This is a genomic window from Chryseolinea sp. H1M3-3 (genome assembly GCF_029360725.1).
Classification (GTDB): Bacteria; Bacteroidota; Bacteroidia; order Cytophagales; family Cyclobacteriaceae; genus Chryseolinea.
In genome coordinates, this window is sequence record NZ_JARKMY010000010.1 from 876,370 (window position 1) to 889,279 (window position 12,910).

6 protein-coding genes are annotated in these 12,910 nt (G+C 42.7%); 1 reads left to right on the forward strand and 5 read right to left on the reverse strand.

What is annotated here, in order from left to right; translation table 11 throughout:
- Nucleotides 1-84: 84 nt before the first annotated feature.
- Together P2W71_RS20560 and P2W71_RS20565 are read right to left on the reverse strand one after the other, a co-directional pair.
- Nucleotides 85-2,439, reverse strand: coding sequence for an ABC transporter permease (locus tag P2W71_RS20560; RefSeq protein ID WP_276373209.1), 2,355 nt, complete (start codon nucleotides 2,437-2,439; stop codon nucleotides 85-87).
- Between the two features lie 12 nt (nucleotides 2,440-2,451).
- A complete protein-coding gene (locus P2W71_RS20565; RefSeq protein ID WP_276373210.1) occupies nucleotides 2,452-3,417 on the reverse strand; it encodes a DUF4097 family beta strand repeat-containing protein in 966 nt (321 codons plus the stop codon).
- Nucleotides 3,418-3,682: 265 nt separating this feature from the next.
- Between P2W71_RS20565 and P2W71_RS20570 the strand changes: the two genes are divergently transcribed.
- The gene (locus P2W71_RS20570; protein ID WP_276373211.1) at nucleotides 3,683-4,771 is read left to right on the forward strand and encodes a mannonate dehydratase; all 1,089 of its coding nucleotides are present in this window, start codon (nucleotides 3,683-3,685) and stop codon (nucleotides 4,769-4,771) included.
- A 42-nt stretch (nucleotides 4,772-4,813) separates the two neighbouring features.
- On the opposite strand, the gene P2W71_RS20575 is transcribed toward P2W71_RS20570, so the two are convergent.
- The 3 genes from P2W71_RS20575 to P2W71_RS20585 form a co-directional block, all read right to left on the reverse strand.
- On the reverse strand, nucleotides 4,814-8,215 hold the full coding sequence (locus tag P2W71_RS20575; protein WP_276373212.1) for a HEAT repeat domain-containing protein: 3,402 nt from the start codon (nucleotides 8,213-8,215) through the stop codon (nucleotides 4,814-4,816).
- A gap of 38 nt (nucleotides 8,216-8,253) precedes the next feature.
- The gene (locus P2W71_RS20580; RefSeq protein WP_276373213.1) at nucleotides 8,254-10,416 is read right to left on the reverse strand and encodes a glycoside hydrolase family 20 zincin-like fold domain-containing protein; all 2,163 of its coding nucleotides are present in this window, start codon (nucleotides 10,414-10,416) and stop codon (nucleotides 8,254-8,256) included.
- Between the two features lie 170 nt (nucleotides 10,417-10,586).
- A complete protein-coding gene (locus P2W71_RS20585; RefSeq protein ID WP_276373214.1) occupies nucleotides 10,587-12,821 on the reverse strand; it encodes an alpha-amylase family protein in 2,235 nt (744 codons plus the stop codon).
- Nucleotides 12,822-12,910: the final 89 nt, after the last annotated feature.

The window sequence follows — 12,910 nt, forward strand, 5'->3', positions numbered from 1 at the left end:
AATATGTGATTAAAGCTTACACCGGAGGCTACCGGGTAATGTAGAAAGCGAAACTTTCCGAAAGCTCACACCTCCGGAAAGTGGTTATTCATCACGCAGGCATTTGGATGGGTTGACGTTCGCCGCTTTTAATGCTTGTGTGCCCACCGTTAAACCAGCAATCACCAAGGCGATAATTCCAGCACCTATAAAATATCCAGCACCCAAGGGTATTCTGAATGCAAAACTCTCGAGCCATGAAGCAGCGACAAAGTAACTTACTGGCATCGCGATAATGATCGCAATCAAGACTATTTTAGTAAAGTCGCTCGTCAGCAGGTAAACTATTCCGGAAACACTAGCACCCAGTGCTTTTCTAATTCCAATTTCTTTGAGCCTCCGTTCTGCAGAAAAAGCAGCGAGGCCTAACAGTCCGAGGCTCGAAATTAAAACGGCGAGGCCGGCAAAATATCGCGACAGCACGGAAATCTTTTGTTCGGCGGCATATTGCGACCGATAGTGTTCATCGAGGAATTTGAAATCAAATAAAAAATCCGGATTAAATTTTTGATAAAATGCCTCAAGGCGACCGATGGTTTCTTTTTCCTTACCAGCTTCAATCTTTGCCATACACACATACGTGGAGTTAGGCTCCAACCTGAAAAACTGAGGACCCACTTGTTTATGCAGCGACTCGAAATGAAAATTCTTTACCACACCAATGATTTGCCGATCTTCACCCCATAATTTTACAGTCTTTCCTAACGGCTCTTTCATTTCCATAAACGCAATAGCCGCCTCGTTAAATATAATAGCAGCACTATCAGAACTGAAATTACGCGAGAAACTACGACCCGCTACAACTTCAATTCCTAATGTTTCGATCATATCATAGTCAACAGCAACATTTTCGAATTCCGTTTTATCTTCTGGGTTTTTTCCTTGCCACTCAACTCCATAAGTGCCGCTTTGATGGCCTGTCATTCGGTGAGCGATCGTTGATGCACTTACCACTCCAGGCACATTGCGAATTTCTGAGAGAAACGTTTCTCTGTTTTCATTCGCCTTTCCCTCCAAACCAAAAAGAATAATATTGTCTTTATCGTATCCAAGGCTTTTGTTCTGGACAAATTCTATCTGTTTGTAAATCACCAGAACAGAAACAATGAAAATTACAGACAATGTAAATTGAAATACGACTAGGCCTTTGCGTGTCCATAACTCACCGAATGAAGTGTTGATCCTACCCTTCAATACGGAAGCCGGACTAAAATGCGAAAGATACACAGCAGGGTAACTTCCAGAAAGTAGTCCGGTAACCAACGCGATTCCTAAAAAAGAAGCTGCAAGATTAAGATCCCAATTCAGCGCAAGGTGTTTCTCTGTAATTTGATTGAAATGAGGGAGCAACAATTGGACTAAAACAACAGCAATTCCTAATGATACGAAAGTCAACAAGAGGGATTCTCCCAGGTATTGGGATACCAATGCCTTACGTTGTGCTCCAATTGCTTTTTTAATCCCAATTTCCTTAATGCGTTTGGAGGCTTTGGCAGTAGAAAGATTCATGAAGTTGATGCACGCGATCACCAAAATAAAAACAGCAATAATGGAGAATAACTTCACGTATGTAATTCTTCCTCCCACTATAACACCATTTTCGTATTTACCATACAAATATGCCTTTGAATAGGGCCTTACAAACATCGTACGATGCGTGACTTCGTTATTGGTTTTTACTTTAACATAGTCAGCAATTTTCTTATTGAATTGATCAACGTCAGTACCCGGTCTTAACAAAACGTAACAAAAAGGTCCTGTACTTCTCCAATTAAAATTATCTCCGATAATGTCTTTAAATCGTTCCATTGATAACGCGAAGTCAAATTGTAACGATGAATTGGAAGGAACTTTAATAATTCCCGAAACAATATATTCAAAATCGTGCTGATGAATTACAGACCGGCCAATCACGTTTTCCGTTGTATTGAAAAGACGCAAAGCCAATTCTTCAGAAATAACTATCGCGTTTTTATCAGCAAGGATTTTTTTTCTATCGCCTTGCAAAATCTCATATGAGAAAATATTAAAATAATCGGTACCCACATAATGCCCTTTAGCCTGAACATCTTTCTCTCCTATGGAAAGTGTACTTTCGTCCACCCACGTAGCGTGAGCTGCATACTCAACCTCTGGTATATCTTTTATCAAGGATTCGGCGGTTACCCCTGACGTTGACTGAGCAGTCCATATCCCGTGCGCTTGCACCCGGTTCTCCATGACCTGAAAAAGCTGATTGTCCTTTTCAAAGAAATTATCTTTTTTCAATTCGTCCTGAGCCCACAGATAAATCATCAACGCACATGCTAATCCTGTAGATAAACCAATCAGGTTAATGAAGAAAGTACCTTTGAATCTTTTAAAGTTTCTAAAGGCAAGAAGGAAATTGTGTTTGAACATGTCGAATTCGTTTTAATAACTGAGTCGCACATTGCCATCGGAGGTTGATAGCACAACAGGAATCCCGCCGCCATTTGACTTACCACTCACAAACTTTTTATCGAATTTGCCGGTAAAATTTTTAAACGGAGCGTCAATAGACTCGCCTTTGATCTCTAAGTCTAATCCCAATGCTTCTGGCAAAGTCACCTCAATGTTACCGCCGCTTGTCTTAAGTGTTAGTTCTTTTTTCAGATCCGCAACATTCCCGTGGATATTTCCATCGGAGGTTGAGGCTTTAAAGGAGCCGGAGATTTCTTTGAAGTCGATGTATCCGTCTGAAGTCTTTACAATTATATCACCCTTAACTTTATCTAAAATAATATTTCCATCGCTAGTAGATGCCTGAACGTCTCCCGCGATTTGCCTTAATTGAATACTTCCATCACTTGTACCAACATCGACCATTCCTTTAACCTGTTTAACGTGAACATCTCCATCAGAAGTTTTTCCAATGACGTTACCTGAAATCTCTGTTATTTCAATTGAGCCATCACTTGTTTTACAATGCTGATTTGAATTTAATTTCGCGATAGAAATACTGCCATCGGAAGTAGTAAGTCTGCAGGCAGTTTCTTTGGGAACAAATACCTTGAAGTGGACATTTATGGAGAGTTCAAAATTTATAGCTTGATATCTTTTTTTGTCTCTAATGCTTATTTTCAAACTGTTTTTGTCGTGATCTGATTCTACGATAAGTTCTTTCTCTAATTCCTGGCGGTCTATCTTCAAAAGTCGCCCACCTTTTTTAGCGATGTAATAAACTTCTATCTTATTTCCGTCTGACGAAAACACATCCAGGTTTCCATCAAATGAAGTGAGATCTAGTTGAGCAGGAGTTGATACGTCGTAGCTTTCCTTAAATGAATAATCAAACTCTTGTGCGTGCAATGGTATGAAAGCAAGCAGCGAAAAAATATAAAGTAACGATGTTTTCATAATTTTAGCTTTAGGGATTTCGAGCGTATATTCAATACAGATGCCATTGAACAAATCACCGAGGGCAGGCTCATTTTAGGGATTTTAAAATCTGAACATGTACACATTCGGATGGATTTGTGCGCAGGCGGTCAGCGCCGCATACCATTAAAACAACTCCATGTAGCCCGATTACGGCCACAATAGAATCTGACCCTGAAGAGAGTTTTCAATAGCCCGCTTGGAAAAAAAGTGTAATCTCGTAGAGACAACAAACAAGAAAGTTATGAGTACCTCACGCCGGAATTTTATAAAAAAAAGTACGTCACTTACCGCATTATCATCCTTTGGATTCAATGGCACCGCACAGGCATTTCATTACGCGAAAGACGTCAATATCGAATTGTGTCTGGCCTACTTTTATGGCCTACAAGAGAGAAAGATTGAACTCTCTAAACAAATGGGCATCATCGGTGCCGTCTCTCCTTCCAATCCCGGAATCGCTGGCTTGCATGACGTTAAGCCGTGGGAATACGAAGGGCTTATAGCTGTAAAGGAAGCCTATGCAAAGCGTGGTTTACAATGGAAAGTCCTGGAAGGAACTCCGCCGTTGGACAAAGCAAAACTTGGTGTTGATGGCAGGGATGAACAGATCGATAATTTCATTACCCTTATTCGCAATATGAAGCGAATAGGATTGGATACGATCTGTTACAACTGGATGCCTGTGATCAGCTGGGCAAGAACAGATTTTGAAAAGGTGGGCCGTGGTGGTGCGTTAGTAACAGCTTTTAATTACGATAAAGTGAAAGATTTGCCATTAACAGAATACGGAGAAGTTTCCGAAGAGACCATGTGGAAGAACATGGAATACTTTTTAAAAGCTGTAGTTCCGGAGGCAGAAAAGAATGGCATCAAACTCGCGCTGCATCCCGATGATCCGCCAATTCCAAAAATCAGAGGCATTGCACGCATCATGCGAACTGCTGATGCATTCAAAAAACTCTTAGAACTTTATCCCAGCCCAAACAACGGACTTACACTCTGCCAAGGAACATTCGCTACGATGGGCGAAGACATACCTGCTGTTATTAAATACTTTGGTAAGCGTGATAAGATTTTCTTCGTACACTTCAGAGACGTAAAAGGTGATCGGTGGAATTTCGAAGAAACCTTCCATGATGAAGGAAAAACAGACATGTACCAGGCGATGAAAACCTATTTTGAAGTTGGCTTCAACGGTCCCATGCGCGAAGATCATGTGCCTACCGTTGCGGGTGATAGCAACGAACATCCGGGTTACAGCGAGTATGGGACGTTGTTTGCGATGGGATACATCAAGGGATTGATTGACGCAGCCACAAAAGAAATGTAAAGTGAAGCAGTAAGTAGTAATGACTACTTACTGCTCTCCACATTATTTTTTCTTCTGGTTTGCCAGGAACTCAATCACATCTCTGATTTCACGTTTAGACAACAGGGTCTTCATCGGCGGCATTCCAGACGGTAGGTTTTCACGTTTGCTGATTCTTGAAATCGGAATTTCCATTGGTTCTGCTTCTGAAGTCTTAAGCGTCAATTCAGCCGGCGTTTCTTCCATGAGAATTCCAGTTACCACCTGATTATCCTTTAATGTAATTTTCACTGATCCATATCCAGGAGCAAGCCTTGCACTGGGAGCAATAAGCGCTTCCAACAATTGTTCCCGGCTAAGTTTGTCACCAATTTCACCAAGTGGTGGCCCCACCGTTGCACCTTCGCCACCCAGGGTATGACAGCGGACACATTGGGCCGTTGGGTTGTTCATGAATACTCTTCTGCCGCTCCGCACATCGCCACCGTAAAGTGTTTCAGCAAAAGCTTCTGCCTCGCCTGCATTTCTAAGTGGTGCTAATTTGCTAATAAGCTTCTCCGAGTGCGTTGAGTCAACAGCTTCCATAAGATCTAACGATAGCGCTGGAGAAAGCTTTTTGCTCGCGAGCTGCGTGATCAATTTTTCTAACACGGGCTCACTTTTTTCAATGGGCATCTCACCTAAAACCCGTAACATTTGTTGTTGTTCCTCTATTGAACCTTTCGTGAAGATTGGTTGAACAATTCCTGGCAATGCTTCTTTGCTGATGTTCAATTCATTTAACAATCCAATAGCGGTTGTTCGGACGGAACCGTCCTTATCATTCATTCCCCGCTGTATTACCGATTCGATTTTTTCAAAACGCAACTTGTGCAATGCAACCAATATAGCTGACCTTACTGTAGGTGCGGCATGTTGTTGCATAAGCTTTTCGAGCTGATTATTATAGTCGCTTATTCCCAATTCACTTAACATGCTGGCAGTGGCCACGATCACGTCAGCGTCGCCGGACTTCAGAAATGAGTCAACATTTCCTTTTACTTTATTAACAACGACCGCAGGATCACGCTTTAATTCTCCACGATAACGACCATCGACACGATCCAGAACAGAAGGGTTTGGCCATGTACCAATCGTAGCTAACGCCTCTGCGCGAATAGCTGGGGCAACTTCATTCCGTTTCGCAAAAGCCAATAGCAAGTCTAATTCCTTTTCTCCGCCTACGCGTAAACAGGCATTGATACTTCTGCGCAACAGCGCTTCTGATGTAAATCGCTTCTCATTCAACACCGCTGCAAGGGCAGGCAATGCTGCTGGGATAGACAAATCATCATTAATGGCACGCGCGGCATCCGTTACAACAAATTCATCCTTATCGTTAAGGAACAAAGCGACTTTTTCGCTTTTCATCCTGCGCAAAACCAACACTGCTGCTGTACGAATAGCCGTGCTTGCATGATTCACGAGCGCCGTGATGGGTGTTTCATGGCCAATGCGGGAAAGCGCTAAGACGGCTGCATGTCTCAGGTAGATGTCCTGATCATTATTTTTGTCGATCAACGCAAGAAGTGCGTCAACGGCTTTTGTATGTTCCAATCGTCCGAGCGCCTGTGCCGCAAAAAATTGTACACGTGGACTTTGATGGCCGAGGAGTGGGATCAATTGATCAGCAGCGTCTTTATAACGGATATCACCAATGACCTTGGCAGCCTGCGCGACAATTTCAGCATCACGGTCTTTTAGTAAATCCGATATTGCTGAACCTCGCTTTTGATCTTTTATGGCGAGTTGTCCCATGCCCCAAATGCCATGAATACGCGCGAACTGATTGTTTTTATCTTGAGCTGCCTGTTTCAAAATATCCCAACCTTTTTTGTCACGACGCACCAATTCGAATTGTGACTTCTGACGAATGCGCATATCCGGATAAGAAAGCAATTTCAATAATTCTTCTTCCGATTGTTCAGAATAGTCGAGTTGCATAAGACGCTTCGTCTCGGCCCTGGCATCTTTCAAATCATTTTTATCTTCACTCACATCAAGTTTCCATACACGACCATAATTTTTAGTACCCCAACCGTTGATCCAGTCGGCAACATACAACGCACCATCTGGACCAAAGCGGATGCCTGTAGGTAGAATACCACTGACAACATCTTTGTCTTCAGCAAGTTCAAAGGAAGCACCTTGTGGCTTCAAGCTGAATGCCCACACATGTGAACGGCTCGGGTTACCCACAAATTCCACCAGGAAGAATTTGTTTTTCCATTCAGATCCCAATGCCGTTCCAGGGTTGTACGCCATACCTGTGGGCCCATTATGAAAATTGATGATCGGTGGAATGATGTGAGATGCTTGTCCTTGCCAACGCGGTTTATAAAACCCCTCGTCCATCCACACTTTGTAAGTGTTATTTCTGGGATCTGTATATTTTCCATATTGCCAATTGCTTCTCCAACCTGCATCGGAGCCTTCCACAATATAAACGAGGCGTTCACTTTCGCCCGGATGATCACCATCGTTGTCAGCACTAATCATGTTGCCATACTCATCAAATACAAATTCATGTATATTTCTTAACCCCGCAGCAAATACCTCAAAGTCACTTCCATCCGGGTTAGCCCGGACGATAATACCTTCATTGGGATACGCATGAACTTTACCATCGGGGGCTTTAATGTTTGCACCGATGTCCCCAATGCTCCAATAGATTTTCCCGTCCGGCCCCTCCGTTACACCAGACAGACCATGACCTGAGAAGCCAATGTGGACTGCGTATCCATTGCTAATGGAAGTTTTTTCATCGATGACGCCATCTCCGTCATTATCTTTTAGCCTCCACAGATCAGGTGCGATAGCAAGGAACATATCTTTTTCACGAACCAAAAGTCCTTCCGCCACGTCGGTAACTTCATCGTGAAAATCGTTAAGTATCCGGGTTGAAATATCGGCGAGGCCATCGCCGGAACGATCTTCAAGCTTCCATATTTCATCTTTTTCTATCGCTAAATCGTGCCAATCATGAACACCGTCATTATTTAAATCTGCGAGCCATTGGTTCTCTGCGCTCCTTTCTGGCGCAAAGGTTTTATGTAGAAACGCGCGCCGGTCTTCTACACTCTGAAATCCAATAGAGGGTGTCATCCAGTGACGATATCCACGAATATCGAACTCTGAATTTTTTTGCCTGTTTGTGCGTGTAAGGTAGACGTTGCCTGCATCATCGATTGACATCGCAACAGGATCGGGCGCCAGAGAGTCAGATGCCCACAAAGTCAGTGTGAGACCTTCCGCAAGCTGGGCTGAAGTGTTTTTCCGGATTTCACTTGCTTTTGCAGCGGCGGTCGCCGGATCTTCTTGGACAATCAGCGGAGGTTCTTTGGTCGTCTTTTTTTTACACGATTCCAATCCCGTTGTTAAAAGGAGAATGGCCGCGCAGGTGCGCCAGGAGTTTAGGTACGTCATTGTGTTTTCTAAATATTTATCTGCTAAAAAAATTCAATTTAGTTGCCTGTATCGACAGTTGCATTTTTTGCGATTTCAACATCTTTGGCTACCTCCGGTCGAAGGAGTTCCCAATGGAAACGAAGATGATCATTTTCTTTCCAATGTTTGCCATCTTGTTCGCTGAAATGTACTAAAGGCATTTCGTTGTAAAGAGGTTTCGTTATGGTCACGACAACATCCCAGAACCGTAATGCATTTTCAAGGTGTTTAATGGCTTGCAGTTTATGTTCTTCCCCGCCCTTAACGCGATAGCTTTGTAGTGCAACAGCGCCTTTTAATTTTTCAGCGAAGTACAACCCAAGATTTGCCCAAACTTTGATATCGGCAACCTCCTGTTGAAGTGTTGCATTATTGACAGCTTTAATATTCTTGACTAAAGACAATGCTTTATTGCAATCTGCTTCGAGCATGTTTATTAAAACAGGTGGCGTGATTTTACCTTTCTCAAAGCTGCCTCCCGAAGATATAGTCTTTACATATTCAAGGACAGAGACGTAGTCTGGGTCGATCGGCGGCTGTTTGATCTGCCAATCGACGGAAATATATTCGACACGTTTCACATCTCTGTTCAATGCCATGAAGCCCTCACTGTAAAGTGAAAAATCCCAGGTGAAATCAAATGAGGAGGCGAGTCGCAAAGGAGTTTTGCCTGCCAAACTTGATGCTTCAAATAATGATCCGGCATCTTTGCCATATCGCTGAATAAATTCGGCTTTGAACAGATCATCCGGCGTTGAGGGATTATACAACAACCTACCCCATGATTTATAAAACAACCATTGCCGTTCAAAAGCATACTTCCAGTCTACGTTTGTTGCTAGTTTAGTAAAATAATCTTTTGCCGGAATATAAGTTTCAGATCCAATTAGATATCCGCCTACATAAGGAGGAGAATTCGTATTGATATGTTGCCGAACAAATTCCGGAACACCCCATCGAAGACAAAAAAAATCTTCATTGCGTGCTGTCCATATCACTTTGTAGTCATTGGGAACCGGTTCAAAATAAGCACCGAACAATTTTCCGCCATGCACTTTCATTAATTTGGGAGTGGAGTGAGCATGCGACCAATTGAACTTAAGATCGGCCCACACTGGTTGTTCGATAAAATCCATGGCTGCTTCCTGTTCAATTCCCTTCCTGGTCAGGCGTTCTGTTTCTATACTGGTTGGCCCAAGAGAACCGGTGGTACTTGAAAACGGAATTCGATGAATGAGTTTTGATTTCCTGTTCGCTTGTCGCATCCCTTCAATAATTGTTTCCTTCATCCAGTCTTCCCGTTGTTGCGGAGTCATTCCTCCCATCCCTTCGCCCAGGGTTAATCCCATTCCAGTAAGTTCAGGATATTCTTGCAACAATTGCGTGACGCATTCACGTGTATATCTTTTTACTATTTCAGAGGTATCGCCTTTTACAAAAAAATGATGATCCAGATTATCCATCGCGACATTGTGCGCCCTTGAAAATTCTGCCGTAACAAAAATATTAAATGGGATTACATACGTATCGATGCCTCGCTGTTTCGCCATTCGAAAAATGCTTCCAAATAAATTTTTCCACTGTGCCATTTCCCTATCATTCCAGGGACTTGCTTCCGGAAAATTCTTCGGCTTAATCATAAAGGTGTATGGATGCAGATTCCATAGCGTAAGAGTATTGAATCTATTCTCTACCATCATGTCCAGAAATGCTTTCCAATAATTTACATCGCTGCAGGTTTGTTGATGTTGATCCAAGGCATAACTGTGACGGTACGTGTCCCAAGGCAAATCATATTTTATTCCACGAAATGCCAGTTTAGGCACTTCATTTCTTTTTCTTACGTTCTGGATGGAAACACCATTTCTAAAATCCTCCACTAAGGACAATGTGCCATAAATAAGACCAGTTCCATCTCCACCGTGAATTGTTATCTTTTTCCCTTCGGGCAAAAGTTCATAGGACTCTTTTCCCAAGCCCTCTTTCACCACCAGCACAATGCTATAGTCGGGGGTTGATTCATTTAAAATATAACCGCGAGTTAATACAGATTTCTTCAATGCATCTGCCGCGTAGGATGCCTGCAAGGAAGATTTATCATATTCAATTTTCACGCGTTGCGCGACGCCTAAAGTGCTGATGAGAAACAAGGCGAAAAAAATAAAGACTAACTTTTTCATAAAGGCTGTTGCGGTATAAATCTGTACGGAATAAAATTATGAGTTTACATTTGAATGGCCAACTGTCATTTCGTTCGTTTGATATTTCAAAAGGCAGATCACCGCTTTCAATTTGATCGATAGGTTAGCCGGATTTTTACCGTGCAGATTTCCCTAAACCGCGACAGCAATCACATGGTGGTAAGTGAAACCGAGGAGAAATCTTCCAATTTCTTTACCTCGACTTCCACAACGCCATTCCTGTCAACCACAGACGATTCTCCATTTGAACGAAGGACTTTGTAGTTGGTCAACTTTTTACCCAAGGATAACTTCACCGAAATGTTGTAAACCGGCAATAAGCTTCGAAGGGGTCGTACCGGACCGGAGGTCGTGTTCACTAAAGAGAAGATATATTCATTTGGATTTTGAATAGATTGCGTAAGTCCCACATGAACGCTTTCCGGCGCCGTGGTTTCCAATATCAAAGAATTGCCGGCTAGGTATTTTATACTTCTTGCCAGAAGATTTCGAACGTCAGGATGCGCGAATTCAAAAGAGATCAAATCAGGTTGATTGGAGAAATAAATGACCTTCCCTTTTTTATATACATTTTCTAAAACGGTAGGAAATTCTTTCGCCCATTCGTTGGTCCACGCCTTTTCGGGCGGCTGATTATGAACAATCGGATTATAGGTACAAATCTTTTTTGCCCGGGGAAAAGCTTTGCATAACAGGGTATACCCGGCATTAATTAACAAGGCTGTTTCATTGCTATCAGGTTTAACAATAAAATGATCCGGATCAGCAATCACCTGATAAAAGTCTTTGCGGGTGTTCACTTTTTCGCCGGTATAACTGCATCCAAAAACTTCCGTTAATCCAAAGTCTTTGCGCTTCGTACCATCCTCTGTATACAGGCTCGTTTCATAAGTCGCAACCAAATTTCCTCCGTTCCCTACATATTCCGAAAGCAGCGCAACTTCCTTTTGTGAAAGGCACCTAACGTTGGCAAGAATAATGACTTTATACTTTGATAATCGTTCTTTGCTTATCTGATCATCGGCAACGAAATCGTGTAAAATATGATTTTCAATTAACACTGTCTCCGTGCCTTTTATAAAGGCTTCAAAGGGATCGCCTTCTTCAGACTTATTTCGAAATGACAAACGTGTAGCCCTCGAGTAATATACAGCGACATCTGCCACTGCAGCCTGCTGCCTCAATTCCTTTTCATGGGCTTTTACAAATTGATAGGTGTCGCTTTGATGGAAGGCTGTTCTCCGATCGTAAGTAGCGCCAGGATGCATGCCCGTAAAGCTACAATTCCAAAACCTGCCGCCAGCTGCGAGTGCCTGCCATAACCATACCTTAAGATCAACAGGCGGATCCATAACGTAGCGGTGTGAAGTTCCATTGCCACCATACAAAATGATAGCCTCCTTTTCAGGCGCCATTGATTTTAAAAACTTTATGATGGTGTTGGCGTAATTCAGATCGGCGTAGTGTATGTGCTCCGAGTTTTCAGTAAGGAAGGCAACACTTACTAAAAAATCAAAATGATCGCGGGCCATGTAGAGGTCTATTCCATCATTTATTCGACTACCCGCTTCAAACATGCTGAACACTTCCGCCGTATAGACTTTATCCTCACCAAAAGACTTTACGGTTTGTTTCATTTTCTCCATGTGCTTTTCTGCCATCTGCGACTTCCACTTCATATAGTTATCGAGCTGCACCGTATCAGCATCAGGAGAAGGAATATTCTCCCCCGCTATTTGCCTGAAAGATTCCTGGCACTGTTTACAATAACAAATACCCTGGACACCGATGCTATTATGCCAGATGCCATCGATGTTGTAAGTGGAAATGATGTGCTTTATAAACGCCTGCGCATGTTCATTGCGATGGTAACCCGTATAACAAGATGCATAAAGCTGTGGACGTGTATACAGTAACTGTTTTGGTTTTTGCTGCTGATCCACACTAAACCATTGAGGATGTTGTTGAAATATCTTTTCCTCTACACCTCTAAAATCAACGCGAGCAATAACCCGTATGCTTGCTGCATGACAAGCGTCCGTTATTTCTTTAAGAATATCCCGCTTGCCCATGAAAGAATTAATGTTGGCAGCTGGAAGGGGATTTTGGAAAAAATCCACAATACCCCCACCGTTCACAATCAGCGTATTGCACCCAGTTTTTTCCATGTAGGCCACTACCGACTTGGCATCATAGTTAACAGCGTCGGGTTCACGCAATACGGTTTGAAGTATGCGAAGTGGTTCCTGGAACCAGTAGGCTTTACGTTGCAACTGCTGACTGCCCATAGCGGCTTGATAGAGTGTAGGTGATAAGATGACTCCTCCACTTAGCGCAGCGGTATATCGAATAAATTTTCTACGGTTGAGATGGGATGGCTGCATGATTTGAATATGATGAGCAAATCAAATCTAATACTTTATACATCATACCAAAGCGAAAATGTTATAAGCTAACTGTGGGGTTCTACGGA